This is a genomic window from Nocardia vermiculata NBRC 100427 (assembly GCF_001613265.1).
Lineage (GTDB): Bacteria > Actinomycetota > Actinomycetes > Mycobacteriales > Mycobacteriaceae > Nocardia > Nocardia vermiculata.
The window spans coordinates 118,357-144,534 of record NZ_BDCA01000017.1 but is presented as its reverse complement, the minus strand read 5'-3'; the positions used below and the strand labels follow the sequence as shown (position 1 = coordinate 144,534).

Sequence of the window (26,178 nt, the reverse complement as noted above, 5' to 3'; positions counted from 1 at the left end):
CCCGGCCGCCGGTTCAGCGCACCAGCAAGGCCACCGGGAGTCGGGCGAACAGCTTCTCCAACCGGACGCGCCCGGTGAAGGTGTGACCGGTGAGCCGGTCGGTCCAGGTCCCGGACGGGAGATCGAGCACGGTATCGCTCCAGCCGGCCTCGGCCAGCGCCACGCTGTGCCGGGTCGCGGCGACGATGACCTGGGGCGGCTCACCGGCGCGCCCGCGCGCATAGCCGACCATATGGTCGCTGCGCTCACCACCTGCGAACAACGGCGTGTACGTGCCGCCGACGAAACAGTCCGGACGCTCGCGGCGCAACCACAGCGCGTATGCCACGATCCACATCTTGGCCGCACCCGTGGATTCCAGTTCCGGTGTGCCGGTGAGTGATTGCAGCATCGCGAGGCGGTGCCCGAAGTCGACCGGCCTGCGGTTGTCCGGATCGACGAGTGCGTCCTCCCACAATTCGCAGCCCTGATACACGTCGGGGATACCCGGCCCGCACAGCTGCAGCAGTTTCTGGGCCAGCGAATCCGACCGGGCGTGCGGGGCGAGGTGGGTGGCCAGCTCGCTCAGTTCGAGCCCGACCGGGCCGTCGACGACCGCGTCCACCCACCGGTGGATCTCGGATTCGAACTCGCTGTCGGGTTCTTCCCAGGACGAGCGCAATCCGGCCTCGCGGACCGCCTTCTCGGTGAACAGATGCAGCCGCTCGCGCAGCTGCGGCACCGCGGCCGGACGAGTGCCGTCGACCGGCCAGATCCCGAACATGTTCTGCAGCAGGAAGGCCGCGGTGGGACCGTCCGGTGCCGGGGTGAGCTCGAGCCAGGCGGTGACCGACCGTGCCCAGTTCTCGGCAACCTGGGACAGTACCGAAATGCGCGCGCGCACGTCCTCACCACGTTTGGTGTCGTGCGTGGACAGTGTCGTCATGGTCATCGGCCGTCGCATCGCCCGCTCGGCGTTGGCCAGATGGAATTCCAGGACCGAGCGGCCGAAGCGGCCTGGATCGCCACCCATCTCCTGCAGCGACACCAGTCGTGCCGCCTGATAGAACATGGTGTCGTCGATCGCCTTGGCCGCGACCGCTCCGCCGACCTGATGCATCCGTCGCGCCGCCTCGCCACCGGCGGCCAGCGCGCGCACCAGCACCGACAGTGGTGCGGTCAGCTCCCGGTGGCGGCGCTGCACCTCGGCCACGACCTCGGTGAGGACGCCCGCCAGCGCCGGATAGTCGGTGCGGTAGACCGGCATGTGCGAGAGCACCTCGATGGTGGCGTTGGTCAGCGCCATATCGCTGATCGCGGCCGAGTCGAAGCCGTTCACCGCGGCGTCGCGTTTGACCGCGGCGACCAGGCGGCGTACCTCGGGTACCAGCAGCCGTTCGGCCACCGCGCGCCGGATCCGATGTTCGGTGTCGGCCATCCACTCGGCATCGCTGCCGTGTCCGAGCAGCCGGTGCGACAGCTCCGTCAGCGCGGGCTCACCGGCCGGGTCCACCAGTACGCCGCCGATCTGGGCGAGGGCCTCGTAGCCGACGGTGCCGTCGACGGGCAGGGTCGGATCGAGCGGTTCGTGGCGTCCGAGCACCTTCTCCACCAACAGCAGTCGCTGCGGTCCGATCAGGCGGCGCAGCGCGGCCAGATAGGCGACCGGGCGGGACAAACCGTCGGGGTGGTCCACCCGCACCCCGTCGATCAGGTCGTGTTCACACCAAGCCGCCAGCTCACGGTGGGTGATCTCGAATACCGCCGGATCCTCCTGCCGCAGCGCGGCCAGTTCCGAGACCGCCAGGAAACGCCGGTAGGTCCCGATACCGGCCTTCCAGCTGACCAGCCGGTAGTGCTGCCGGTCGTGGATGCGCAGCGCATTTTCCCCGTCGGTGCCCGGGGCGATCGGGAACCGCAGATCACGCAGGGCCAGTACGGGTTCGGGTCCGGAACGGTCGACGGTCAGTGCGGCCGGATCGTTCTCGCTCTGCAGCACCGGCAGTGCCAACCGGCCACCGGCGCCGTTGGCCGGACTCCAGTCGATGTCGAAGAAGTGCGCGAATGCCGACTTCTTACCGTTGCGCAGCACATCCCACCACCACGGATTGCGGCGTGGATCACCGACACCGACGTGGTTGGGCACCAGGTCGACGATCAGGCCCATGCCGCGCCCGCGCACCTCGTCGGCGAGGGCCTTGAGCCCGGACGGGCCGCCGAGCGCTGCCGACACCGTGGTCGGATCGGTGACGTCGTATCCGTGCGCCGAGCCCGGCATCGCGGTCATGATCGGGGACAGGTACAGATGCGAGACACCCAGTTGCTGCAGATACTCGGCGATAGCGCGGGCATCGGCGAAGGTGAGCGCATCCGGACGCAGCTGCAATCGATAGGTGCTGCGGACGGGAGGCCGCCGGAGGATGGGGCCGGTGCGGTGGTGCGGGGAAGAAGGGGTGTCTGTCATCTCGATATCGGTGTGAATTCGGTGCGGCGGGCGACGAGCAGGCAGTGGCCGGGCACGGTGACCGTGGCCGCTGCCGGATAGGAGACACCGGAGTATCCGGTGGGAGTGGAGCAGTCCAGCGCAACGGTCCACTGCGCGCCGAATTCCGGTCCGGGGACCGCGAAATCGAGTGCTGCGCTGTGCGCGTTGAAACACAGCAGGAAGGAATCATCGCGCACCCGCTCTCCACGTGGTCCGGGTTCGGCGATCGCGTCGCCGTTGAGCAGGACGGCGAGCGAGCGGGCGAAGCCGGTGTCCCAGTCCGCCGTTGTCATCTCGGTACCACCCGGGGTGAACCAGGTGATGTCGCCGGCCCCGCGGCCGTCGAAGAACCGGCGCCGGCGGAAGACCGGATGGGCGCGGCGCAGCGCGAATGCGGCGCGGGTGAACTCCAGCAGTTCGGCGTTCTTCTGTGCCGCCGCCCAGTCGACCCAGGTCAGCGGGGAGTCCTGACAGTAGGTGTTGTTGTTGCCGTGCTGGGTGCGGCCGAACTCGTCACCGTGCAGCAGCATCGGCGTGCCCTGCGACAACGCGAGGGTGGCGATCATGTTGCGGCTCTGCCGGTCTCGGAGCGCGGACACATCGGGATCGTCGGTGGGGCCTTCGATGCCACAGTTCCAGGACCGGTTGTGTTCCTCGCCGTCGCGTCCGTCCTCGCCGTTGGCATGGTTGTGCTTGCGGTCGTAGGACACCAGATCCCGCAGGGTGAAACCGTCATGGGCGGTGACGAAGTTGATGCTCGCGCCGGGACGGCGGCCGGTGGCTTCGTACAGGTCCGAACTGCCGGTGAAGCGGGAGGCGAATTCGCCGAGCGTGGCGGGCTCGCCGCGCCAGTAGTCGCGCACGGTGTCGCGGTATCTGCCGTTCCACTCGGTCCACAGGCCCGGGAAATTTCCGATCTGGTACCCGCCCGCGCCCACGTCCCAGGGCTCGGCGATCAGCTTGACCCGGCTCAGCACCGGGTCCTGCTGCACCAGGTCGAAGAAGGTCGACAACCGGTGCACATCGTGCAGTTCCCGTGCCAGGGTGGCGGCGAGATCGAAGCGGAAGCCGTCGACGTGCATCTCCAGTACCCAGTAGCGCAGTGAGTCCATGATCAGCTGCAGGGTGTGCGGATGGCGCACGTCGAGGCTGTTGCCGGTGCCGGTGTAGTCCATGTAGTGCGCCGGATCGCCGTCGCAGAGCCGGTAGTAGGCCGCGTTGTCGAGGCCGCGTAGACCGATGGTCGGCCCGAATTCGTTGCCCTCCGCGGTGTGGTTGTAGACCACATCCAGGATCACCTCGATCCCGGCGCTGTGCAGCGCCCGGACCATGGTCTTGAATTCGGTGACCGCCGCTTCGGGGCGCGGATCGCAGGCGTACTCCCGGTGCGGGGCGAGATAGCCGAAGCTGTTGTACCCCCAGTAGTTTCGCAGGCCACGGTCGAGCAGGATCCGGTCGTGCAGGAATTGGTGCACCGGCATCAGTTCGATCGCGGTGACCCCCAGCGACCGCAGATGTTCCACGATCGCCGGATGCGCGATCCCCGCATAGGTGCCGCGCTGGGCCGGTGGGACCGCCGGATGGGTCATCGTCAGGCCCTTGACATGGGCTTCGTAGAGGACGGTCTCGTGATAGGGGTGTCGTGGTGCGCGGTCGCCGGCCCAGTCGAAATACGGGTTCACCACCACCCCCGTCATGGTGTGGCCGAAGGTGTCCGCGCCGTAGGCATGCAGTTCGGGGCCGGGTGTGAACGCACCGTCGAAGGCCTTGCCGTACGGGTCCAGCAGGAACTTGGCACCGTCGCACCGCAGCCCGCGCTCGGGATCCCACGGCCCGTGCACCCGGAACCCGTAACGCTGACCCGGTGCCACCGTGGGCAGGTAGGCGTGCCAGATGTGCCCGTCCACCTCGTCGAGCGGTATGCGGTGTTCACCACCGCCGGGGTCGAGCAGACACAACTCGACCCGTTCGGCAACCTCGGAGAACACCGCGAAGTTGGTTCCGGCGCCGTCGTAGGTCGCACCCAACGGGTAGGCCGAACCCGGCCAGACGCCCAGGGGCGTCATTTCACCGGAGGTATCGGGCCGAACCATATACCGACAGTAACCGTCGCTCCCCGAGGTGAGTGGACGGGTGGGCGGGTCCGGGACCGCACCTGCTGCCCGCATTCCGCGCGATGCTAACTTGAACGATGTTCAAGACCGTCTCGTGAAGGGATCCCCGTGGCCCTGACTGCCGCTCAGATCACCGCGCTCGACGCCGCGCACGTCTGGCACCCCTACGGCGGGTTCCCGGCCGGCACCGAGCCGCTGGTGGTCGCCTCCGCCGCCGGAACCCGCCTCACCCTGGCCGACGGCCGCGAACTGGTCGACGGCATGAGTTCCTGGTGGGCCGCCGTGCACGGCTACCGGCACCCCGTCCTGGACGCGGCACTCGCCGAGCAGGCCGGACGGATGAGCCACGTGATGTTCGGCGGGCTCACCCACGAACCGGCGGCCCGGCTGGCGCAACTGCTGGTGCAGCTGACCCCCGACGGTCTCGACAAGGTGTTCCTGTGCGACTCCGGATCGGTGTCGGTGGAGGTCGCGGCCAAGATGTGCTTGCAGTACTGGCGAGCCCTCGGCAAACCCGGCAAGCGGCGGCTGTTCACCTGGCGCGGCGGGTATCACGGCGACACCTTCACCCCGATGAGTGTGTGTGATCCCGAGGGCGGGATGCATGCACTGTGGACCGATGTGCTCACCGAGCAGATCTTCGCGCCGATGCCGCCCACGGAGTTCGATCCCGCCTACGTCGCGGAACTGGAGCGGCTGGTCGCCGCCCACGCTCACGAGACCGCTGCGATCATCGTGGAGCCGGTCGTCCAGGGGGCCGGCGGGATGCGCTTCCATCATCCGCGCTATCTGCGGGAACTGCGCCGGCTGTGCGACGAACACGAGGTGCTGCTGGTCTTCGACGAGATCGCCACCGGATTCGGCCGCACCGGAACGCTTTTCGCGGCCGACGCCGCGGGCGTGGCACCGGATGTGATGTGCGTGGGCAAGGCCATCACCGGCGGATACCTGAGCCTGGCGGCCGCGCTGTGCACGACCCGGATCGCCGAGACGGTCAGTGCCGCACACGGCGGGCTGATGCACGGGCCCACCTTCATGGGTAATCCGCTGGCGTGTGCGATCGCCGTCGCCTCGATCGAGTTGTTGCTGTCGCGCGACTGGGCCGGTGAGGTCGCCGCGATCGACACCGGGTTGCGGACCGGGCTGGCGGCCGCCCGCGAGCTGCCCGGAGTCGTCGATGTCCGGGTACTCGGTGCGATCGGCGTGGTGGAACTGGACCGGCCGATCGATATGGTCGCCGCCACCCGCGCGGCGGTGGATGCGGGAGTGTGGTTGCGCCCGTTCCGGAATCTGGTCTACACCATGCCCCCGTTCATCAGCAGCACCGACGATATCGCGACCATCGCGGCAGGTGTCGTCGCGACAGCCGCCGCCGGGTGAAGCGAGTCCGGCAGCCCTGACTCCCGCAGCCGGGTGGTCGGCGCCTGCACCACACTGCGCGCTGTGATTCGCTGGGCGGAGATCGGGCGAGCCGAAGGAGTAGGTATGCGAGTGATCGTCGTCGGTGCGGGGATCGGCGGGCTGGCCGCGGGCATCGCCCTGCAACGGCGTGGACACGACGTGCAGGTGTGGGAGCGGGCCGGCGGGCCGGCCGACGCGGGATCCGGATTGACGCTGTGGCCGAACGGTTTACGTGCGCTGGATGCGCTCGGACTGGGTGACCCGGTGCGGGCCCGGGCCATGATCGATACCGCGGGCGGAATCCGGGACCGCTCCGGGCGATGGCTCTCGCGTACCGATACCGCGGCGTTCGCCGCCCGGCACGGATCGGTGGTCGCGGTGCACCGCACGGATCTGCTGGACATCCTGCGCAGTGCACTCGAACCCGAGCGGTTGCACTACGGGCGGGCGGTCACCGGGGTCGCCACGGCCGGAGCCCGCGACGACGCTGCACCGGGGAGTCGTACCGGTAGCGCCGGCACGGCGCATTCCGGCACCGGCTCCCGGGCCGCGGCTACGGCTCGACCGGGTGTGGGCCGGGTCGAAGATCTCGTGCCCGCGACAGCCGCGGATGCTGCAGCGACAGTGCGCGTACATCATGATTCCGGGTGGGACACCGCTGATCTGGTCGTCGGTGCGGACGGGGTGCGCAGCGTGGTGCGCGCCGCAGTCCGCCCGGGGGCGCGACCGCCGCGCTATGCGGGATATACGGCGTGGCGGATGGTCACGCCGCCGACGACGCCCCTGCGCGAGGGCGGCGAATTCTTCGGCAGCGGTGAGCGTTTCGGCGTGGTTCCGCTCCCCGACGGGCGGGTCTATCTGTTCGGTGTGGCCGATGCACCCGCGGGGCAGCACGCGGTGGACGGTGAATTCGCCGAGCTCCGACGCCGTTTCGGCGGCTGGCCCGAGCCGATTCCCCGCCTGCTCGAGCTGGTCTCGCCCGATGAGGTGCTGCGTCACGACATCTACGATCTGCCTCCGCTCGGCTCCCTCGTCCGTGGGCCCGTCGCAGTGCTCGGCGATGCCGCGCATGCGATGACACCGAATCTCGGACAGGGCGCGAATCAGGCGCTCGAGGATGCGGTCACGCTGGCCGCGGTGCTCGCCGACCGCCCGCTCGAGGCCGCGCTGCGGACCTACGACACGCTGCGCCGGCCGCGCACCCGTACCCTCACGCTGCGTTCGCGGCTGATCGGATCCGTAGCGCAGTGGTCGTGGCGACCGGCGGTGACGGTACGCGATACGACCCTGCGGTGCATGCCGGATCGTGCGATGTTGCAGGCGTTCGACAGCGCGGTGGACTGGTATCCACCGGCCTGATCGGTGCCGCCGATACCGCGCAGGCCGGCGCGGCGCTCGCGCGTGCCGGCCTGCGCCGGACCGTATCGCCGGTGCCCCGGAACGCACCCCTGAACGGCGTTCAAGTATGCTTCCGAGCTGTGACCGAGGATCCGTTGGGCTGGCTGGACGAGCGTGCAGGTGCGCGGGTGCGCGCCGGGTTGCGGCGGCAGTTGCGGGCACGCCCGGCACACAGCGATCTCATCGACCTCGCCTCCAACGACTACCTGGGCCTGTCCCGCCATCCCGCGGTGATCGAGGCCGCCGTTGCGGCCGTGCGCACCTGGGGGACCGGATCCACCGGGTCACGGCTGGTCACCGGGACGACCGTCGCGCACGAGGAGTTCGAGGCCGATCTGGCCGATTTCACCGGTGCGCAGGCGGGATTGGTCTTCGCCTCCGGATATGCGGCCAACCTGGGCGTGGTGACGGCCCTCGCCGGACGTGGCTCGCTGGTCGTCTCCGATGCGGGGAGCCACGCCTCGTTGGTCGACGCGTGCCGCCTCTCGCGAGCGCGGGTGGAGATCGCCCCGCACCGTGACGTGCAGGCGGTCGACCGTTTGCTGGCCGAGCGCACCGAACAGCGCGCCGTGGTCCTCACCGATTCGGTGTTCAGCGCCGACGGTGATCTCGCCCCGCTGCGGGAATTGCACCGGGTGGTGCGGGCCCGTGGTGCGATCCTGATCGTCGACGAGGCACACGGCCTCGGGGTGCGTGGTGGCGGCGGGCGCGGACTGGTGCACGAACTCGGTCTGGCCGGCGAACCCGATCTGATCGTCACCGCCACCCTGTCGAAAGCTCTCGGCGCCCAGGGCGGTGTGGTGCTGTGCGAGGAACGGGTGCGTGCACATCTGATCGACACCGCCCGCACCTTCATCTTCGATACCGGACTGGCACCGGCCGCGGTGGGGGCCGCGCATGCGGCGCTGGGATTACTGCGTGCGGAACCGGCACTGGCCGGTCGAGTACTGACCCGCGCCGCCGAACTCGCCCGGGCGAGCGAGGTGCCGGCCCCGGATTCCGCGGTCGTGTCGGTGGTACTGGGCCGGGCACCCGTCGCCTACGAGGCGGCACAGCAGTGCCGGGCCCGCGGCCTCGCCGTCGGCTGCTTCCGTCCGCCGTCGGTGCCGGAGGGCACCTCACGGCTACGCCTGACCGCACGCGCTGATCTGGCCGACGCCGAGATGCGAACCATCGCAGACGTTCTCGGCGAGGTGCTGCGGACCGCGCGCCGTGCCGGCCCGCCCGAGCGACGACAGGAATCGATACCGGCATGACCCGCCTCATCATCACCGGCACCTCGACCGATGTGGGGAAGACCATCGCCACCGCGGCACTCGCCGCGGCGGCCGGCGCCACCGGCCGCAGCGTGGCAGTGTGCAAGCCTGCCCAGACCGGGACGGGTCCCGGCGACCCCGGTGACCTCGCGGTGATCAGCCGGCTGTCCGGTGTCACCCGCACGGCCGAGTTCGCCCGCTATCCCGACCCGCTGGCTCCCGATACCGCGGCTCGCCGATGCGGGCGGCCGTTGCTCACCCTCGACGAGACGGTCGCCGGAATCGACGAACTGGCCGACGCCGACCTCACCCTGATCGAGGGCGCGGGCGGGCTGCTGGTGCGGATGGGGGAGTTCACCCTCCTGGATCTGGCACAGAAGCTCGCCGCACCGGTGGTGGTGGTGGCCGCCGCCGGGCTGGGCACGCTCAATCACACCGAACTCACCACGCGCGCGCTCACTGCCGCCGGGGTGCCGTGCGCCGGTGTGATCATCGGCTCCTGGCCGAGCGCCCCGGACCTCGCCGCCGAATGCAACCGCACCGACCTGCCGGCGGTAACCGAAGTCCCGATCGTCGGCGCCGTACCCGAGGGCGCCGGCGGATGGACACCCGATCGTTTCGCCGGCACCGCCGCGGACTGGTTCGATCCGGACTGGAGTCGCCGCTACCTCGGATGAACCGGCACGGACGGGCCGATCCGAGTGCGCATTCCGGGACGGCGATCCTGTCGGTGGTGCGTGGCAGTATGCCGGTCATGAGTACTACCGGGGAGGACGTGCGCGACTATGCCCTGACACTCGCGCAGGTGTCGGAGCAGTTCGCCTGGGGGATGCCGACGTTCCGGGTGGCGGGCAAATTGTTTCTGACACTGCCCGAGGGGGAGACCTCGATGGCGGTGCGCTGCCCGATCATCGACCGGGACGAACTGGTGGTGGCCGAGCCGGAGAAATTCTGGATCGCCGCGCACGAGGCCGGAAACGCGTGGGTACGGGTGCGTCTCGAGGCCCTGGACGATCGCGCGGAACTGCAGGCGATCGTCGCGGACTCGTGGCGCCAGGCCGCACCACGTCAGTTACTCGACGACTCCCGGTGACTCGAGGACGCCCCGGTCGACGGCAGGCGCGAGCCGTCGACGCCCTTACAGTGGATGGGGATGTCCATCGAGCCCCGGCACCCGTCCACGGTCGCGGATTACGACAATGCGCACCGGCGGGCCCGGCTGACCGAAACCGGAACCGGACATCGGTGGCGTGCGCTCGGCCGCACCCGGCGGGTGCTGTTGCGACTGCTGCTGATTCCGCTCGTCGTGCTGGTGTTGTTCGCTCAGTACTGGCACTACGACGTGGTTCCGGAGCAGGCCCGTCTGGCCCGCACCGATCCCGCTGTGCTGCCGATCGCGGGCCCCGAGGATCCGGCCCGGCGCGATACCGCGGTATTCGATATGACCGGCCTGGGCACGCTGGACGCCTCCGATACCGCCCGCGCCCTGCCGTCGCTGCGGGCGCTCGGATCGGTGTGGGCGGTGCGATACGACAACACCGGTATCGACACCAAGGTCATCAGCGACCTCATCATCCGGGTCACCGAATCGGCCCGCATCCGCAACGTCGTCCTGGTCGGCCACAGCATGGGCGGGGTGATCGCACTCGAGATCGCCAAACACATCCACCGGCACAGCAGTCGCACCCTGTCGGCGGTGATTCTGGACTGTACGCCGGTGAATCTGTCCGCGGTGCGGCCCGAGAGCCGGGACGCCGGTGAGGATCTGCTGCGCTGGTTCGGCTGGTTTCCCGGCGCGCGGGAAAGCCGGGGCCTGCGGCTGCTCGCCGAAACCTATGCCCGCCGCGAACAGTTCATTGATGACGGGTCCGATCCACCCGGGATCCGGATGGACGCGCTGTGGGACACGGTCGGCGACGTGATGCGGGAGAAGATCGCCAACACCGACGCCGCAAGTAACGGGCTGATCGAAGACCAGTTCAAGACCATCGTCGCCAGCGGCGCGGTCGACGATCTGCGTTCGGTCTCCGAACCCGCCGGTCGCAAACCGCCACCGGCAGTCGCGTTCATCCGCCCACACAACCCCTACCGGGATGCCGTCGTCGACGACGAATACACCCACCGCGTGCTCATCGACACGGTCGGCGGCGTGAACGGCCACCTCCTGGTCGTGCTGACCCGCCGCACCGGGCACGCCGATCCGCGCCAGCATCCGCGCGAGTACAACACCGTGATCACCCAGCGGATCGTGCCGTTCATCGCGTTGGTGCACTCCGAGCAGGGCGCCACGGCGGGCTGAGCGCTCACCGGACCGCGTCGTCGAACTCCGGCCGGATCCCCGACGGTGGCAGCAGGTTCCATCGTTCGAGTTGCGCCCGGACCTGCTCGGCGGCGTCGACATTGAGCGGGCTCGAGGTCCACAACACGTACGGCAGATTCAGGAAGCGCTGTTCGGTGACCGCCCGCAGCCGGTTGATTCCCGGTTTGGCACGCAGTGCGTCGATCTTCTCCTGGAAGGTCTGGCCCGGGTAGTCGACGAAGACGATGGCGTCGGGATCGGCGGTGGCCAGGCGCTCCCACGACACCGCGGTCCAGGTGTCGGGCACATCGCCCAGCGCGTTGCGGGCGCCCGCGGCCTCCAGTACCGCGTGGGGCCCACCGAACTTGCCGCTGGAGAAGACGGTGTCGCTCGCGGTGTCGAAGACGAAGACCGTCGGCGCCTGCTGTGCTTCAGCGGCCCGGGGCGCCGATCGCAGCCGCTGTACCCGCGCGTCGATCTCGGCGTTCACCTGTGCCGCGCGCTCGGTGCGGCCGGTGATCGCACCCAGATTCGTCAGATCCTCGCGCAGCGCCGCCCACGGCTCGGTGGTGCCACGCTGCCGTTGCCCGGCCTGCGGGCGGCAGCTCTCGGTGAGAATGTAGGGCGCGACTCCGTTGGCGCGCAGCGCATCCGGAGTCAGGCCGGTGGCCTCGCTGTAGCCGTAGCTCCAGCCCGCCACCATCACATCCGGTCGCTGGGCGAGGACCGTCTCGCGGGACGGGGAGGTCGGTGCCACATTGTTCAGCCCGTCCACCACATCACCGTAATGCCGGCGCAGGGTGGGAATGTCCTGCTGCAGGCCCGCGACCGCCGCCACCGAATCCTGCGCACCCAGTGCCAGTGTCATCGCGATCATATTGGTGTCGTTGACGAACATGCGCTGCGCCGGTGCCGGAAACCGGGCCTGCTCACCGCAATTGACGACAGCGAGATCACCGCCCGCGGTTCCGGTGGAGCCACAGGCGGTGACGGTGAGCAGTACCGCCACGGTGGCCGCCCAGCGCGCATATCTCATCGGACTACCTTTCATCGGACCCGGCACCTGCTTCGCGGCCGGGCGAATTCGGTTCGAGGAGTAGATGTATCGCGCCGGTCTCCGGGTGCGGGACCCGAGCCGCGCGTACGTCGAAGGCGGCCGCGAGGACGTCGGAACTCAGCGCGACGTGTGGTGGGAGCAGCGCCCCGGCCCTGCCGTCGTGTACGACGAGCACGCGGTCGCAGTACCGGTCGGCGAGCGTCAGATCGTGCAGGGCGATCACGACGGTGCGGCCCAGGCCGCGAACCAGTTCCAGCAGCGCCAGCCGATGGGTGATGTCGAGGTGATTGGTCGGCTCGTCGAGCAACAGCAGCGGGCACGCCTGCGCCAGTGCCCGGGCCAGCAGCACGCGTTGCCGCTCGCCGCCCGACATCCGCTGCACCGGTCGCTCGGCGAAGCCGTCGAGATCGACCGCGTGCAGGGCATGTTCGATAGTTCGGCGTTCGGCTCGGCTGCCCGCGCCCCACGGCGGCAGATAGGGAGTGCGGCCCAGGGCGACGACCTCCGCGGCCCGCAGATCCGCCGGTGGTTGTTCGTCCTGCCCCACCAGGGCGACCGTGCGCGCCCGCCGGCGCGGTGCCATCGCGCCCAGATCGGCACCGTCGACGAGCATCCGCCCGTCCCGTGGCCGGAGCAGGCCGGCCAGGGTACGGAGCAGCGTGGATTTTCCGGCCCCGTTCGGGCCGACGATCCCGACCACCTCTCCGGGGGAGACGGTGAAATCGATACCGGTGAGCACCGATCGGCTTCGCGGACCGCAGTGCAGTCCGCGGGCCTCGAGCGCGGCGCCCTGGGTGGTGTCGCGGGTCATGTCCGCCTCCGCTCGCCGATCATGCCGCACCGAAGCGGTAACGCCGGCGACCCATCAGAACGAGGAACACCGGGGCGCCGATCAGACCGGTCAGCACCCCGACCGGGATCTCGGTGGGACGCACCAGTATCCGCGCTGCCGCATCCGCGACCACCAGGAACAGCGCCCCGCACAGTGCGGCCACCGGCAGCAGCCGCCGGTGGCTCGATCCGACCAGCATCCGGGCCGCGTGCGGGACGACCAGCCCGACGAATCCGATCCCACCCGACACCGCCACCAGCACTCCGACCAGCACTGCCAGCCCGACGAACAGTGCGTAGCGCAGCGCCCGCACCGGAACCCCCACCGAGGCGGCGGTGTCGGCGCCGACGGCGAGTGCGTCGAGCCAGCCGTGGACCGCGGACAATGCGACCGCCGCGACGGCAACCACGGTGGCGGGCACCGCGATCCGCGTCCAGTCCGCGCCGGCCAGGCTGCCCAGCAACCAGAACAGCACCGATTGTGCTGCCTGCGCATCGGCGCTGCGGAAGATCAGATAGCTGCTCAGTGCCGAGAACGCCGATCCCAGCACCGTCCCCGTGAGTACCAGGCGCAACGGGGTGAGACCGCCCTGGGCCAGCGAGATCGCGAAGACCGCGGTGGCCGCGGCGAGCGCGCCGAGCAGGGCGCCGCCCGACAGCGCCCAGACGCCGGCACCGGCGAAGACGCCGGAGGTGATCACCGCGGCCGCGCCGACCCCGGCACCCGAGGACACGCCGAGCAGATACGGATCGGCCAGTGGATTACGCACCAGGGTCTGCATCGCCGCGCCGGCCAGCGCGAGCCCGGCGCCGACCACGGCGGCCAGCAGGGTGCGCGGCACCCGTAGCTGCCACACGATGGTGTCGACGCCGGACGGTTGTCCGCCGCCACCACCCAGATGGTCGCGCAGCACTCTCAGCACCACGGAGACGGGCAGCGACTCGGCGCCGCAGGCGGTGGCGAGAACCATCGCCGCGATCAACAACCCGGCAGCGACCGGGACGACGACGGATATCCGGACGCGAATCATCGCCGGAACTCCACAGGCATGACGCGACCTCTTCAGAGCAGTGCCCGGCGACCGAGGTCCGACTCCCGCGACGAACGGTCGCGGTCACGGTGGCGCGACCGTTCCGGATTCACACCGGATTCCCGCACCGCCGGGGATGACGGTCCGGACTCTACCGTCCGATATGTCTGGTCACCGCACCCGGCTGCCCAGCAGATGCCGTACACCACCCATGAACAGTCGCAACCCGAAGTCGAAGCGTTCGGTCGCCGACGTGTTCTCGTACAGGGGAGAAGCCTCCTCGGCCAGTGCGCCCACGGAGTCCATCTGAATCCGCGACTGCTCGTCGACCGTCTCGCCCAGCACGTAGTACAGCAGCGTGAACGCCGCGAGATCACTCTCCTCGCGGGTCATTCCCCCGCGAATCATGGCGCTCGCCAGGCGTTCCCGGCCCTTGCTGGTGGTCAGGCGTGAGGCGTAGGTGGACGAGACCAGCTCGGCGCCGTCCCGGTAGGTCAGCAGGCACGAACGCAACCGGTGGGCGAGCTCACCGACCTGACCGGACCAGTCCGTGGCGGTGACGGGTTCGTCCATCGGAGTGAGGATCCGGTCGGCCACCGCGCCCAGCAGGGCCTGTTTGTTGGGGAAGTGCCAGTACAGCGCGCCGGGTTGCACGTGCAGTGCCGTGGCCAGCCGTCGCATCGTGAGATCGGCGAGACCGTACTGGTCGAGAATGGCGACGGCACCATCGATGACATCCGCCCGGCGCAGTTGCACGAAGACCCCTGTATCTCCGGGGCTTTCCGCGCCCGGTGTGAGTTTTGACTCGGTGTTCCCTCTACCCTAGCCTGAACACCGTTCAAGTTGCACGGCGCGGGCGGTCCGGCCCGCAGGCGGCATCCCCGTAACCGCGTGGGCGTCGGCCGTGCCTCGACAAGCACGGCCGTATCCGGCCGGACGAAGGGATTCGTGCAGTGACGCAGGCACCTGTGAACACCGACATTCTGGCTGTCGCCCGCGAGCAGGTTCTCGAACGCGGCGTCGGGCTCACCGAGGAGCAGACCCTCGAGGTGCTGCGCCTGGGGGACGATCAGCTCGAAGCGCTGCTGGAACTTGCCCACGACGTGCGGCTGAAGTGGAACGGACCGGAGGTCGAGGTCGAGGGCATCATCTCGCTCAAGACCGGTGGCTGCCCCGAGGACTGCCACTTCTGCTCGCAGTCGGGCCTGTTCGAGTCGCCGGTGCGCGCCGCCTGGCTCGACATCCCCAGCCTGGTCGAGGCGGCCAAGCAGACCGCCAAGACCGGTGCCACCGAATTCTGCATCGTGGCCGCGGTGCGTGGACCCGACGAGCGGCTGATGGCGCAGGTCGCCGCCGGTGTCGAGGCCATCCGCAACGAGGTCGACATCCAGGTCGCGTGCTCGCTGGGCATGCTCAACCAGGAACAGGTCGACCAGCTCGCCGCGATGGGTGTGCATCGCTACAACCACAATCTGGAGACCTCGCGCTCGCACTTCCCGAACGTGGTCACCACCCACAGCTGGGAGGAGCGCTGGGACACCCTGCGCATGGTGCGCGAGGCCGGAATGGAAGTGTGCTGCGGCGGTATCCTCGGCATGGGGGAAAGCCTGGAGCAGCGCGCGGAGTTCGCCGCCAACCTGGCCGCCCTCGAGCCCGACGAGGTGCCGCTGAACTTCCTGAACCCGCGCCCGGGCACCCCCTTCGGTGATCTGGAGGTGCTGCCCGCCGCCGATGCGCTGCGTGCCGTGGCCGCCTTCCGGCTCGCGCTGCCGCGCACCATTCTGCGTTTCGCGGGCGGCCGGGAGATCACCCTCGGCGATCTCGGTGCCAAGCAGGGCATCCTCGGCGGTATCAACGCCGTCATCGTGGGTAATTACCTGACCACCCTCGGTCGTCCCGCCGAAGCGGATCTGGACCTGCTGGGTGATCTGAAGATGCCGATCAAGGCACTCAACGACACCCTCTGATCCGCGCCCGGCGCGCCGCGTCGGGTATTGTCGAGCAGCTGGAGAGCTGCACTTCACAAGGGGTTTCGCGAAATGGTGGTCCAGATGCCGCAGCCGGATATGCACGAGCGCTACAACCCGTACACGGGTAAACGCATCGTCGTGGGTCTCGACGATCCGATACCTGCGGCCGCCGCGCTGGGGTTGGAGCCGCCACGCTTCTGTGTGGAATGCGGGCGCCGGATGATCGTGCAGGTGAGCCCGGACGGCTGGTGGGCCAAATGCTCCCGGCACGGTGTGACCGATTCCCACAGCCTGGATCACCGCTGATGACCTCCCGCGACGCCACCGTCTCGTCGTCGCGGCGGGAACTGCGTGCCGCGCTGTGGATCGTGGTCGCGGTGGTGGCGGTGAGCCTGGTCGGCGGCGCGGTGTGGGCGATGCTCGCACCCACCGAGACCGTGCTGGTGGTCGAGCCGGGTGCGGCAGCGGCGCTGACGGGGGAGAGTACGCACCGCTTCGACGCGGTGGCCCTGTTCGCCTGCGTCGGTGTGGTTTCCGGTCTGCTGAGCGCCGCCGCGGTGTGGCGGTGGCGCTCGGTACGCGGTCCGCTCATGTGGGGCGCGCTGCTGGTCGGCTCGCTGGGCGGCGCCTGGCTGATGTCCTGGTTCGGTGAACAGGTCGCCGGCTGGATTCATCCCGGTTCGCACAATCCGCCCGTCGGTACGGTGCTCGAACTCGCTCCCACCGTCGAGGGCTGGACCGTCCTGCTCCTGCAACCCCTGATGGCCGGGCTCGTGGTGATGGTGTTGTCGGCCCTCAGTACCTCCGAGGACCTGGGGCGCCGCAGTGCCACGACCGGCCCCGCAGCGGGGCTGCCGCTGTCGGAGATCTCCTACGGCCCCTACAGTGGTCCCGGCCACTACCAGGGCGTCGACACTCCCCACTGACCCGGCCGCGGAGCGCCGGCCGTTCGGCGCACCGTGGTCCGATCGATGTCGACCGCGTGGTGAGGCAGGCGGGAATTGCGCTGATCGGCTGCGGCGCAGCCGATCAGCGGCCTTCGTGAGTGGCGTGATATTCGGATTCGATCTTCTTGTCCTGGCGGTGTTCGCGGACCTTCCACACGATGACACCGAGGATCAGGACCACCACGACGGCGATCGCGATATCGCGGCCGACGGTCTTGGCGACCGTCTCGTAGGAGTTGCCGGCGACATAGCCGAGCACGACGAAGATGGCGCCCCAGACGATCCCGCCGAAGGCGTTGAAGGCCAGGAACCGTGGGTACGGCATGCGGGAGGCGCCGACCAGGGCCGGCATCACGGCGCGGAAGAACGCGGTGAAGCGGCCGAGGAATACCGCCCAGCCACCCCGGCGTGCCAGGAAATCCTGGGCTTTGTCGAGACGGCCACGGTGCTTGTCGAGGAACGAGGCGTTCAACAAGCGGGGCCCGAAGTGCTTACCAACTTCGTAGCCGACGCTGTCGCCGGCGATCGCCGCGACCACCACCAGTGCGATCATCACCCCCAGCACCACATGGCCCTGACTGGCGGCGACGCCACCGAGAACGGCGGCAGTCTCACCGGGGATGACGAATCCGACGAAAATGGCATCCTCGGCGAAAACCAGCAGTCCCACCGTCAGATAGACCCACACCGGCGCGATATCGAGAATCCGGTGCATCAGCGATTCCATTCCCTCGACGCTACCGTGCCCGCGGCGATGGCGTCCGTCCCGGTGGTGCCGGGTCAACGAGACGGTGGCAGCTCGGCTCTGGTGGTTTCCGGTGGTCGCAGTGCCGCGAATTCGTCGGTCACCCGGATCTCGTCGTCGGTGAACCGGTACATCGCCGCCGGACGGCCGCCGGTTCGTCCCGGTGCCGCGGTCTCACCGGTGGGGGTGATCACCTTGCGCCGGCTGAGGACTCGCTGCAGGTTGGTGGTGTCCACGTCGTATCCCAGTGCGGTGCAATAGATATCGCGCAGGGTGGACATGGTGAACGTCGAAGGAGCAAGGGCGAAGGCGATATTGGTGTAGGAGAGCTTCGCCGCCAGCCGGGTGTGCGCATGCCGCGCGACTGTGCCGTGGTCGAACGACATGTTCGGCAGCGCCGAGACCGGATGCCAGCGCGTATCGGGGGGTAGCTGCGGATCGGCGGTGAGCGGCACCAGCCCCAGATAGGCCGAAGCGATCCGGCGCACCCCCGGTACCCGGTGGGGGTCACTGAACACCGACAGCTGTTCGAGATGCCACAGCTCGCGCACGTCGACCTTCTCCGCCAGCTGGCGCCGGGCCGAATCGTCGAGGTCCTCGTCGTCGCGTAGCCGTCCGCCCGGCAGGGACCAGGTGCCGGTCTGCGGTTCCATCGCGCGTTGCCACAGCAGAACCCCGAGTTCGATCCGGAAGCCGGCCCCGGTGCGCGGTGCCTGCGGGTCGACCGGAGTGCTGATCACTTGCTCGGCAGCCTCCGGGCCTGCGGTGATCGTGTGCGGGAAGTGACGAACCTGGAACACCGCGGTGAGCGATTCGTGAATGGTGCTACCATGGGCCATGTTTTCGATTGTAAGTCGAAAACCGGGGCGATGCGAATCGGCCCGGTGTGATGCGCGTGGTGAGAGTGCTGCGTGCATGAGGAAGGAGCCATGCCATGGCGTCAACGAGTTCGACGACGACGGCATTCGCAGCGCAAGTCATCGACGGGCCGGACGGATTCGGCGGTGTCGAAGCCACGCCGGAGTGGGCACAGGAGATCAAGCGGCTCGCGCGTGAGCGCAACGCGACCATCCTGGCGCACAACTACGAGCTACCCGAGATTCAGGACGTCGCCGACCATGTCGGCGATTCCCTCGCGCTGTCCCGGATCGCCGCCGAAGCACCCGAGGACACCATCGTGTTCTGTGGTGTGCACTTCATGGCCGAGACCGCGAAGATTCTCAGCCCGGACAAGACCGTACTGATTCCGGACCAGCGCGCCGGGTGTTCCCTGGCGGACTCCATCACCGCCGCAGACCTGCGGGAATGGAAGGCCGAACACCTCGATGCCGTGGTGGTCTCCTACGTCAACACCACCGCCGCGGTGAAGGCGCTCACCGATATCTGCTGCACGTCCTCCAACGCCGTCGACGTGGTCGCCTCCATCGACCCCGATCGCGAGGTGCTGTTCCTGCCCGATCAGTTCCTCGGTGCGCACGTCAAACGTGTCACCGGACGCGAGAACATGCACATCTGGGCCGGTGAATGCCACGTGCACGCGGGGATCAACGGTGACGAGCTCAACGAGCAGGCCCGCGCGCACCCCGACGCCGAACTGTTCGTGCACCCCGAGTGCGGCTGCGCCACCTCCGCGCTGTACCTCGCGGGCGAGGGAGAGTTCCCGGCCGACCGGGTGCACATCCTGTCCACCGGCGGCATGATCGACGCGGCCAAGGCCGCCAAGTCCGCACAGGTGCTCGTCGCGACCGAGGTCGGCATGCTGCATCAGTTGCGCAAGGCCGCGCCGGGAGTGGATTTCCAGGCCGTCAACGACCGAGCTGCCTGCAAATACATGAAGATGATCACCCCGGCGGCATTGCTGCGCTGCCTGACCGACAACCTCGACGAGGTACACGTCGATCCCGAAACCGCCGCGCTGGCCCGCAATTCGGTGCAACGCATGATCTCCATCGGCAATCCGGGCGGCGGCGAGTAGGGCTGGAACCGGCCACAGGTAGCCGGAAAGGTTCGATCGATGATGTCGTCTCCTTCGATCGGCTGGGAAGCCGAAGCCGATCTGGTGGTGATCGGTGGTGGTGTCGCGGGACTGACCGCGGCACGGACCGCATCGCTGCGTGGGGCACGGGTGCTGATCCTGAGCAAGGGTGGCCCCACCGATACCTCCACCCAATACGCGCAGGGCGGGATCGCCGTGGTCGCGCCCGGCGGCGATACGGTCGACTCCCACGTCGCCGACACCGTGAACGCCGGTGCGGGACTGTGCGATCCGGACGCCGTGCGGTCGGTCGTGTCCGGCGGCGCCGACGCCGTGGCCGCGCTGACCGATCTGGGCGCGGTATTCGACCAGGGCCGCGACGGTCAGGTCTCGCGTACCCGCGAGGGCGGGCACAGCACCCGCCGCATCATTCACGCCGGCGGTGACGCCACCGGCGCGGAGGTGCAGCGCGCGCTCAACGCCGCCGGCCTGCCGACCCTGTTCGGCACCGCGGCTCTCGATATCGTCACCGGCCCCGACGGGGTGCGGGGCGTGATCGCGGTGTCCGGTGACGGCTTCGGCGTCGTGCACGCACCTGCGGTACTGCTGGCCACGGGCGGTCTGGGGCAGTTGTACGCGTGCAGTACCAATCCGCCCGGCGCGACCGCCGACGGGATCGCGCTGGCCTTGCGGGCCGGCGCGCTGATCGCCGATCTGGAGTTCGTGCAGTTCCATCCCACGGTGCTGTTCAGTCCCGGCGGTCTGGGCCGCCGTCCGCTGATCAGCGAGGCGGTGCGGGGCGAGGGAGCGATTCTGGTCGATTCCGCCGGGGAGTCGGTCACCGCCGGTGTCGATCCGCGGGGCGATCTGGCCCCGCGCGATATCGTCTCCCGGGCCATCGCGGCCCGGATGCGCGAACTGGGCACCGACCACGTCTATCTCGACGCCCGCGCGCTCGACGACTTCCCCCGGAGGTTCCCGAACATCACGACCTCCTGTCGCGCTGCGGGACTCGATCCGCGCGCCGACCTGATTCCGGTGGCCCCCGCCGCGCATTTCCAGTGCGGTGGCATCGTCACCGACACGCACGGCCGCACCGCGGTGCCCGGGCTGTATGCCGCGGGTGAGGTTGCGCGCACCGGGCTGCACGGCGCCAATCGCCTGGCGTCCAACAGCCTGCTGGAGGGGCTCGTGGTGGGCGAGCGGGCGGGGATCGCCGCGACCACCGAGCGCTCGCGGAGCCGCGCGGGCGTGACCGATACGCCAGAGGTGGCATTACCGCACGCGGACCGCTCCGCACTGCAGCAGCTGATGTCCGCGCACGCGGCGGTGGTGCGCGACGGTGACGGCCTGCGCGGGGCGATGCTGCGCGTACTGCACCTGATGGACGAGGCGCCGCGCGCCGACCCCATGACGGTCGCCGAGGATGCCGCGCTGACGATCACCGCGCGGGCGCTGCTGGTCGCGGCCACTACCCGGGCGGAGAGCCGTGGCTGTCACACCCGATCCGATTGCCCGCAACCGAGCGAGGAGCTGCGGCGTAGTGTGGCGATCCGGCTCGGCGCGGACGGCCGCCCGCAGGTGGCCGGTGAACCCGTCGCCCCGGTGGGCACCCTGCCACTGGCGAGCACCCGGTGAGCACGCGGGCCACCGCGGGCTCGCACGTTCGAACACCCATGCTGAGGAGTAGATGATGGCATTGGACCCCGCCCTGGATCGCGAGCAGTTGCGGGCCCTGATCCGCACGGCACTGGACGAGGACCTGCGGTACGGACCGGATATCACCTCGGCCGCGACCGTTCCCGCCGACGCGAGTGTGAAGGCGTCGATGGTGTCGCGGCAGCCGGGCACCATCGCGGGCATCGATGTCGGCCTGCTGGTGCTCGACGAGGTGATCGGTGCCGGCAACTACCAGGTGACCGGCCGGGTCGACGACGGCACCCGGGTCGGTTCGGGCGATGCGGTGCTGACCGTGGTCGCGCCGACCCGGCAGCTGCTCACCGCCGAACGCACCATGCTCAATCTGGTCACCCACATGTCCGGAATAGCGACTGCCACCGCGGCGTGGGTGGACGCGGTCGCCGGAACCAACTGCCGGATCCGTGACAGCCGCAAAACCCTGCCGGGACTGCGTGCGCTGCAGAAGTATTCGGTCCGGGTGGGCGGTGGGGTCAACCACCGGATGGGCCTGGGCGACGCGGCGTTGATCAAGGACAACCACGTCGTCGCCGCGGGGTCGGTCGTCGCCGCCCTGCAGGCGGTGCGGGGGCTGAACCCCGATATCGAATGCGAGGTCGAGGTGGACAGTCTCGATCAACTCGATGCGGTGCTCGCCGAGAACGTGGAACTGGTGCTGCTGGACAACTTCCCGTTGTGGGCCACCCAGGCTGCGGTGCAGCGGCGCAACAGCCGCTGCCCGCGCACCCGGCTCGAATCCTCCGGCGGGCTCTCCCTCGATGCCGCCGCCGAGTACGCCCGTACCGGTGTCGACTACCTTGCCGTCGGCGCGCTCACGCACTCGGTGCGTGTTCTCGACCTCGGTCTCGACATGTGAGCGCGCGCTCAGGCCGTCAGTTCGCGTTCCAATGGGGTCCGGAAGCGAGGGATGGCGCGCACCTCGCCGTACCAGGCGGCGGTGCGCTCGACCTCGGTCTCGATCAGCGCTTTCGCGTCGGCACCGACGTCTTCGAGTAGCCGCCAGACGATCTGCCCGTCCGCCCGCTGTGCCCAGCCACCCACGATCCGGCCGTCCATCCAGACCGTGGGGCCGATATTGCCATTCGTGTCGAACAGTGCGGGGGCGTGCGGGCCGAGGAACCACTCGCGCGACCGCCAGCCCATCGGCGTGGGATCCAGGGCGGGCAGCAGCGCCGCCCACGGCTCGGGCTCCGGTGCGGGGGCCCGATCATCGGACAGGATCACCCCGGTGGTGCCGTCGAGGTCGACCTCGGTCAGGTCCAGGGACGAGAGCGTCTTGCGTACTTCGGTTTTCGTCCACCCGGTCCACCAGGTCAGATCATCGACAGGGGCCGGACCGAAGGTGCGCAGCCAGCGCCGGGCCACCTCGGCACGCGCGGACTCCGGGGTCGGTGCGGCGTCCCCCTCGGGCAACCAGGCCTCACGCGGCGCCCAGCTGTACTGGCTGCTGGTCCAGCCGCCCTTCGGGCGGGCCCGCACGATATGGCCATCGCAACCGAGGATGAGCAGCACCCAGGTGGTGATATTGGTCGGTTTCGAATACGGCTTACCCGGTGCGGTGTCGACCTGGGTGCGGAGCCGGGGCAGTGCGGCCGACAACTGTGCACCCGTGGCACTGCCGCGGGCCAGCAGTTCCCGATGCGTCTCCTCGGCGACCTCGGCCAGCCAGGTGTCGATATCGCCCGGCACGGCCTGCTGCAGGTATTTGCCGTAGGTGCGGCGCTGTTTCACCGCCAGCGCGTCGGCGACGGCGCCCTGCAGGACCGCGACCAGATCGACCGGCACCACGAACATGGTGCGGCGCATCGCCAGCATGCGCAGCAACGTCCGGTCGTCGTAGAGAGCCCGCTCCACATCGGCCGGGGTGAGGCCGATGCTGCGGGCGCTGACCGACAGGTACACCGTTGCCGGATCGGTGGCATGGAGCGCGACCATCGACGCGGTGATATCGGCGGGGTCGGTGCCGCGGGCAGACGGCGCGAGTCGATGCCGGTGGGCCAGACGGGCGCGACGCTCAGCTACGGTTATCGAACGCATGAGCGAAGCCTAATGGATGGATTCGGGAAGTGGGGGAGTTCCTCGCGAGTAGGGGCCGGCCGGAACATCGCGATGCGAGCGGCCGTTGCTCATTGGGTCAGCGCAAGCAGCAGTGCAGCAGCGGGTGTGGGTGTCCGCGTGTGTCAGGAGGTGTCATGACCGACGATTCGGCCCGGGCTTCGCAGTGGGGCGGTGCGGAACTGGATGTGGCGGCCTACTTCGCCCGCATCGGGTTCACCGGGCCCGCCGAGCCCACCGCCGCCACCTTGCGCGCACTGCATGCCGCGCACACCAGCAGCGTTCCGTTCGAGAATCTCGAGCCGGTGCTGAAACGTCCCGTCCCGCTGGATGTGCCGTCGCTGCAGGACAAGATCGTGCGCACGGCCCGCGGCGGGTACTGCTATGAAAACGTCGGGCTGTTCGCCGCGGCACTGGAACGCCTCGGATTCGGTGTCACCGGGTTGCACGGCCGAGTGAGTATGGGGGCGCGTGGGTCGATCCGCCCCGCCACGCACGCGCTGTTGCGGGTGACGACCGCCGACGACGACCGGGTGTGGTTGTGCGATGTCGGCTTCGGTGCGGGCCCGCTCGCGCCGCTCGAGTTGGTCCCCGGTGCGGTGAATACCGGTGACTGGCGGTTCCGGCTGGAACGCAGCCGCGGCGACCTCGATTCCGAGCTGTGGATACTGCACCACTTCGCCCGCGACGGCTGGATCGACCGGTACAGCTTCACGCTGAATCCGCAGTACCCCGTCGACTACGCCGTGGGCAACCACTTCGTCTCCACCGCGCCGCGCTCACCGTTCGTGACCCGCCCCTTCGTCCAGCGATTCCGGCCCGACCGGCACGAAATCCTGGACGATACGACCTGGATCACCGAGTACCCGGACGGCACCGCGCACCGTCGCGACCTCGCTCCCGCCGACCTGCCGAAGATTCTGGCCGCCGAGTTCGACATCGAACTCGGTGACGCCGACGCGGCCCGCGTGGCGTCCGCGGAGTGGCGCACCGGGTAGCGGACCCCGCGGTCGGCGACCCGCGCGGAGAGCTCCGCGACCGCGGATGTGTGCGGCGGTATGGTCGGCCGGATGCGTATGCGTACCGGATCGAAACTGCTCGCCCTGATCGCCGCCCCGGTTCTCGCTGCAGCCGCCTGTTCCGGTCAGAGCTCGGGTGACCGGCTCGAGAGCAGCGTGCATACCTTCGCCGACGCGCTCGCCGAGGGGGACGTCGCCGCCGCGGCCGGTGCGACCAGTGATCCCGCCCGGGCCACACCGGTGCTGACCACGCTGTTCGACAATCTCGGTACGAAGGTACAGATCGAGGTGCGCGATATTCAGCGGTCCAAGGACGACGCCTCGTTCACTCTCGACACCACGTGGGCCTTCGGTTCGGGCGGCAATCAGTGGAAATACACCACGACCGGGCACGCCGGCGAGTCCGGCGACGACTGGAAGATCCGCTGGGACCCGGCCACGGTCGCACCCGGACTCGACATCGGGCCGCTGTCGTACGAGACCGCCGCGCCGCAACCCGGTGCCCGGGTGCTCGACCGCAGTGGTGCGGAGCTGATGACCCAGCAGTTGGTCACCCTGGTGCAGATGGGCCCCGAGGCCGATCCCGAGGCGGTCGCCGCGGTGCTCGCGCCGATAGATCCCACCATCACCGCGGCGAGTCTGCGTGATCAGCAGGCGCAGGCGCAGGGGAAGCAGATCACCGCGATCGCGCTGCGCGACAGCGATTTCGAGCCGGTTCGCGATCAGCTGTCGGCCTTGGCCGGTGTCACCCTCGCCCCACAGAACCGGGTGCTCGGGGTGGACAAGGCGTTCACTTCGCCGACGATGTCCGGGCTGACCGAACTGTGGCAGCACGATACCGACGCGGCCTCGGGCTGGGCCGTGCGAGCGCAGGGCGCCGACGGTGCGCGCACCGTCGGCGGAGCCGACCCGAAACCGGTGCACGACATCGCGAGCACCCTCGATGCGGATATGCTGCGGCGCGCGGAGTCCGCGCTGGCACCGATTCCGACACCCGCGGCGATGGTCGTGCTGCAACCCTCCACCGGTGACGTGCTCGCGGTGGCCCAGAACGATCCCGCCGATACCGAGGGTCCGATCGCGCTCACCGGGCTGTACCCGCCCGGATCGACGTTCAAGACGGTCACCGTCTCGGCCGCACTGCAGTCCGGCGCCGTCGACGCCGACAGCATGGTCGCCTGCCCCGGAACCGAGAACATCGAGGGCCGCCAGATCCCCAACGACGACAACTTCGATCTGGGCACGGTGCCGCTGCACACCGCCTTCGCTCGTTCCTGCAACACCACGATGGGCCGGCTCGCGGCCGGTCTGCCGCCGGACGGATTGACCCGCACCGCAGCACAACTCGGGCTCGGAGTGGACTTCACCGCGCCCGGGATGACCACGGTGACCGGAAAGGTCCCGGTCGCCGACTCGCCGACGCTGCGGGTCGAGGAGGGGATCGGTCAGGGCCGGGTGACGGCCTCGCCGTTCGGGATGGCACTGGTCGCCGCCACGGTCGCGCACGGTTCGATGCCCGCACCGACGATCGTCGCCGGATCCTCGGCCCGGCCCGATCGGACGCCCGAACCGCTCCCTGCGCCGGTACTGGATCAGGTGAAATCGATGATGCGCGAGACCGTCACCAACGGCACGGCGACCAATCTGGCCGATATTCCGGGGATGCTCGGTAAGACCGGTACCGCGGAATATATCGACGACAAGCATGCGCACGGGTGGTTCGTGGGCATCAACGGCGATCTCGCGCTCGCGGTCTTCGCCGCCGATGCCGGGAGCTCCACGCCGGCGGTCGACGCGGCCGGCCGGTTCCTGCGGGAACAGTAGAATCGGATCATGCGCGAAAGTGAAATCAATCACACCCCGTCCCGGGGTAATAGCCGAGTGATCTCGCCCGCATCACGGAGATGTCACCCATCTC

General features: G+C 69.3%; 23 protein-coding genes. 14 read left to right on the top strand and 9 right to left on the bottom strand.

Annotation, left to right across the window (positions count from 1 at the left end; translation table 11 throughout):
- Positions 1 to 13: 13 nt before the first annotated feature.
- Positions 14 to 2,443, bottom strand: a complete 2,430-nt coding sequence (gene treY / locus NV2_RS18785; RefSeq protein ID WP_067875802.1) for a malto-oligosyltrehalose synthase — start codon at positions 2,441 to 2,443, stop codon at positions 14 to 16.
- Complete coding sequence (glgX, locus tag NV2_RS18780; protein ID WP_067875799.1) at positions 2,440 to 4,557, bottom strand: glycogen debranching protein GlgX; 2,118 nt, start codon at positions 4,555 to 4,557, stop codon at positions 2,440 to 2,442. Before glgX ends, treY begins: the two co-directional genes overlap by 4 nt.
- A 129-nt stretch (positions 4,558 to 4,686) precedes the next feature.
- Between glgX and NV2_RS18775 the strand changes: the two genes are divergently transcribed.
- The 6 genes from NV2_RS18775 (at position 4,687) to NV2_RS18750 (ending at position 10,932) form a co-directional block, all read left to right on the top strand.
- Positions 4,687 to 5,958, top strand: coding sequence for an adenosylmethionine--8-amino-7-oxononanoate transaminase (locus tag NV2_RS18775; RefSeq protein ID WP_067875797.1), 1,272 nt, complete (start codon positions 4,687 to 4,689; stop codon positions 5,956 to 5,958).
- A gap of 105 nt (positions 5,959 to 6,063) precedes the next feature.
- Entirely contained in the window at positions 6,064 to 7,338 is a 1,275-nt protein-coding gene (locus NV2_RS18770; protein ID WP_067875935.1) for an FAD-dependent monooxygenase, read from the top strand.
- Positions 7,339 to 7,457: 119 nt separating this feature from the next.
- Positions 7,458 to 8,633 (top strand): 8-amino-7-oxononanoate synthase, encoded by a 1,176-nt coding sequence (locus NV2_RS18765; RefSeq protein WP_067875932.1) that lies wholly within the window; start codon positions 7,458 to 7,460, stop codon positions 8,631 to 8,633.
- The gene (gene bioD, locus NV2_RS18760; RefSeq protein ID WP_067875794.1) at positions 8,630 to 9,310 is read left to right on the top strand and encodes a dethiobiotin synthase; all 681 of its coding nucleotides are present in this window, start codon (positions 8,630 to 8,632) and stop codon (positions 9,308 to 9,310) included. The genes NV2_RS18765 and bioD overlap by 4 nt, the downstream gene beginning before the upstream one ends.
- A gap of 77 nt (positions 9,311 to 9,387) precedes the next feature.
- Complete coding sequence (locus tag NV2_RS18755) at positions 9,388 to 9,726, top strand: MmcQ/YjbR family DNA-binding protein (RefSeq protein WP_067875929.1); 339 nt, start codon at positions 9,388 to 9,390, stop codon at positions 9,724 to 9,726.
- Between the two features lie 60 nt (positions 9,727 to 9,786).
- On the top strand, positions 9,787 to 10,932 hold the full coding sequence (locus NV2_RS18750; protein ID WP_067875926.1) for an alpha/beta hydrolase: 1,146 nt from the start codon (positions 9,787 to 9,789) through the stop codon (positions 10,930 to 10,932).
- A gap of 4 nt (positions 10,933 to 10,936) precedes the next feature.
- Here the strand turns inward: NV2_RS18750 and NV2_RS18745 are convergent, their stop codons facing one another.
- The 4 genes from NV2_RS18745 to NV2_RS18730 form a co-directional block, all read right to left on the bottom strand.
- Positions 10,937 to 11,968 (bottom strand): ABC transporter substrate-binding protein, encoded by a 1,032-nt coding sequence (locus tag NV2_RS18745; protein WP_245662666.1) that lies wholly within the window; start codon positions 11,966 to 11,968, stop codon positions 10,937 to 10,939.
- Positions 11,969 to 11,972: 4 nt separating this feature from the next.
- On the bottom strand, positions 11,973 to 12,800 hold the full coding sequence (locus NV2_RS18740) for an ABC transporter ATP-binding protein (RefSeq protein WP_067875788.1): 828 nt from the start codon (positions 12,798 to 12,800) through the stop codon (positions 11,973 to 11,975).
- A gap of 19 nt (positions 12,801 to 12,819) precedes the next feature.
- Positions 12,820 to 13,851: a FecCD family ABC transporter permease gene (locus tag NV2_RS18735; RefSeq protein WP_067875786.1), complete on the bottom strand. Its 1,032-nt coding sequence runs from the start codon at positions 13,849 to 13,851 to the stop codon at positions 12,820 to 12,822.
- 171 nt (positions 13,852 to 14,022) lie between these two features.
- Positions 14,023 to 14,607 (bottom strand): TetR family transcriptional regulator, encoded by a 585-nt coding sequence (locus tag NV2_RS18730; RefSeq protein WP_067875783.1) that lies wholly within the window; start codon positions 14,605 to 14,607, stop codon positions 14,023 to 14,025.
- Positions 14,608 to 14,804: 197 nt separating this feature from the next.
- Between NV2_RS18730 and bioB the strand changes: the two genes are divergently transcribed.
- From bioB to NV2_RS18715, 3 genes are all read left to right on the top strand, one after another.
- The gene (bioB, locus tag NV2_RS18725) at positions 14,805 to 15,818 is read left to right on the top strand and encodes a biotin synthase BioB (RefSeq protein ID WP_067875780.1); all 1,014 of its coding nucleotides are present in this window, start codon (positions 14,805 to 14,807) and stop codon (positions 15,816 to 15,818) included.
- Positions 15,819 to 15,902: 84 nt separating this feature from the next.
- Positions 15,903 to 16,127: a biotin synthase auxiliary protein BsaP gene (bsaP, locus tag NV2_RS18720; protein ID WP_067875923.1), complete on the top strand. Its 225-nt coding sequence runs from the start codon at positions 15,903 to 15,905 to the stop codon at positions 16,125 to 16,127.
- Positions 16,127 to 16,747, top strand: coding sequence for a DUF2567 domain-containing protein (locus NV2_RS18715; RefSeq protein ID WP_067875777.1), 621 nt, complete (start codon positions 16,127 to 16,129; stop codon positions 16,745 to 16,747). Before bsaP ends, NV2_RS18715 begins: the two co-directional genes overlap by 1 nt.
- A 103-nt stretch (positions 16,748 to 16,850) precedes the next feature.
- On the opposite strand, the gene NV2_RS18710 is transcribed toward NV2_RS18715, so the two are convergent.
- Positions 16,851 to 17,495 (bottom strand): DedA family protein, encoded by a 645-nt coding sequence (locus NV2_RS18710; protein ID WP_067875774.1) that lies wholly within the window; start codon positions 17,493 to 17,495, stop codon positions 16,851 to 16,853.
- A 53-nt stretch (positions 17,496 to 17,548) separates the two neighbouring features.
- Complete coding sequence (locus tag NV2_RS18705; RefSeq protein WP_067875771.1) at positions 17,549 to 18,352, bottom strand: NUDIX hydrolase; 804 nt, start codon at positions 18,350 to 18,352, stop codon at positions 17,549 to 17,551.
- Positions 18,353 to 18,447: 95 nt separating this feature from the next.
- On the opposite strand from NV2_RS18705, the gene nadA reads away from it, so the two are divergent.
- The 3 genes from nadA to nadC are packed head-to-tail and all read left to right on the top strand — an operon-like array spanning position 18,448 to position 22,042.
- Entirely contained in the window at positions 18,448 to 19,488 is a 1,041-nt protein-coding gene (nadA, locus tag NV2_RS18700) for a quinolinate synthase NadA (RefSeq protein ID WP_067875768.1), read from the top strand.
- A gap of 42 nt (positions 19,489 to 19,530) precedes the next feature.
- Positions 19,531 to 21,126, top strand: coding sequence for an L-aspartate oxidase (locus NV2_RS18695; RefSeq protein ID WP_067875920.1), 1,596 nt, complete (start codon positions 19,531 to 19,533; stop codon positions 21,124 to 21,126).
- A gap of 55 nt (positions 21,127 to 21,181) precedes the next feature.
- Entirely contained in the window at positions 21,182 to 22,042 is an 861-nt protein-coding gene (nadC, locus tag NV2_RS18690; RefSeq protein WP_067875918.1) for a carboxylating nicotinate-nucleotide diphosphorylase, read from the top strand.
- A gap of 8 nt (positions 22,043 to 22,050) precedes the next feature.
- On the opposite strand, the gene NV2_RS18685 is transcribed toward nadC, so the two are convergent.
- Positions 22,051 to 23,223: a winged helix DNA-binding domain-containing protein gene (locus NV2_RS18685; protein WP_067875765.1), complete on the bottom strand. Its 1,173-nt coding sequence runs from the start codon at positions 23,221 to 23,223 to the stop codon at positions 22,051 to 22,053.
- Positions 23,224 to 23,378: 155 nt separating this feature from the next.
- Here NV2_RS18685 and NV2_RS18680 point away from each other — a divergent pair, with 155 nt between their 5' ends.
- On the top strand, positions 23,379 to 24,239 hold the full coding sequence (locus NV2_RS18680) for an arylamine N-acetyltransferase family protein (protein ID WP_067875762.1): 861 nt from the start codon (positions 23,379 to 23,381) through the stop codon (positions 24,237 to 24,239).
- A gap of 78 nt (positions 24,240 to 24,317) precedes the next feature.
- Positions 24,318 to 26,084, top strand: a complete 1,767-nt coding sequence (locus NV2_RS18675; RefSeq protein WP_084475052.1) for a penicillin-binding transpeptidase domain-containing protein — start codon at positions 24,318 to 24,320, stop codon at positions 26,082 to 26,084.
- Positions 26,085 to 26,178 lie beyond the last annotated feature (94 nt).

Coding starts and splice junctions, on each gene's coding strand:
- NV2_RS18740 (WP_067875788.1), bottom strand. CDS start 12,800: ATGACCCGCGACACCACCCAGGGCGCCGCGCTCGAGGCCCGCGGACTG.
- treY (WP_067875802.1), bottom strand. CDS start 2,443: ATGACAGACACCCCTTCTTCCCCGCACCACCGCACCGGCCCCATCCTC.
- NV2_RS18705 (WP_067875771.1), bottom strand. CDS start 18,352: ATGGCCCATGGTAGCACCATTCACGAATCGCTCACCGCGGTGTTCCAG.
- nadA (WP_067875768.1), top strand. CDS start 18,448: ATGGCGTCAACGAGTTCGACGACGACGGCATTCGCAGCGCAAGTCATC.
- NV2_RS18745 (WP_245662666.1), bottom strand. CDS start 11,968: ATGAGATATGCGCGCTGGGCGGCCACCGTGGCGGTACTGCTCACCGTC.
- NV2_RS18770 (WP_067875935.1), top strand. CDS start 6,064: ATGCGAGTGATCGTCGTCGGTGCGGGGATCGGCGGGCTGGCCGCGGGC.
- NV2_RS18735 (WP_067875786.1), bottom strand. CDS start 13,851: ATGATTCGCGTCCGGATATCCGTCGTCGTCCCGGTCGCTGCCGGGTTG.
- bsaP (WP_067875923.1), top strand. CDS start 15,903: ATGCCGCAGCCGGATATGCACGAGCGCTACAACCCGTACACGGGTAAA.
- NV2_RS18710 (WP_067875774.1), bottom strand. CDS start 17,495: ATGGAATCGCTGATGCACCGGATTCTCGATATCGCGCCGGTGTGGGTC.
- NV2_RS18695 (WP_067875920.1), top strand. CDS start 19,531: ATGTCGTCTCCTTCGATCGGCTGGGAAGCCGAAGCCGATCTGGTGGTG.
- NV2_RS18755 (WP_067875929.1), top strand. CDS start 9,388: ATGAGTACTACCGGGGAGGACGTGCGCGACTATGCCCTGACACTCGCG.
- nadC (WP_067875918.1), top strand. CDS start 21,182: ATGGCATTGGACCCCGCCCTGGATCGCGAGCAGTTGCGGGCCCTGATC.
- NV2_RS18685 (WP_067875765.1), bottom strand. CDS start 23,223: ATGCGTTCGATAACCGTAGCTGAGCGTCGCGCCCGTCTGGCCCACCGG.
- bioD (WP_067875794.1), top strand. CDS start 8,630: ATGACCCGCCTCATCATCACCGGCACCTCGACCGATGTGGGGAAGACC.
- glgX (WP_067875799.1), bottom strand. CDS start 4,557: ATGGTTCGGCCCGATACCTCCGGTGAAATGACGCCCCTGGGCGTCTGG.
- NV2_RS18715 (WP_067875777.1), top strand. CDS start 16,127: ATGACCTCCCGCGACGCCACCGTCTCGTCGTCGCGGCGGGAACTGCGT.
- NV2_RS18750 (WP_067875926.1), top strand. CDS start 9,787: ATGTCCATCGAGCCCCGGCACCCGTCCACGGTCGCGGATTACGACAAT.
- NV2_RS18680 (WP_067875762.1), top strand. CDS start 23,379: ATGACCGACGATTCGGCCCGGGCTTCGCAGTGGGGCGGTGCGGAACTG.
- NV2_RS18675 (WP_084475052.1), top strand. CDS start 24,318: ATGCGTACCGGATCGAAACTGCTCGCCCTGATCGCCGCCCCGGTTCTC.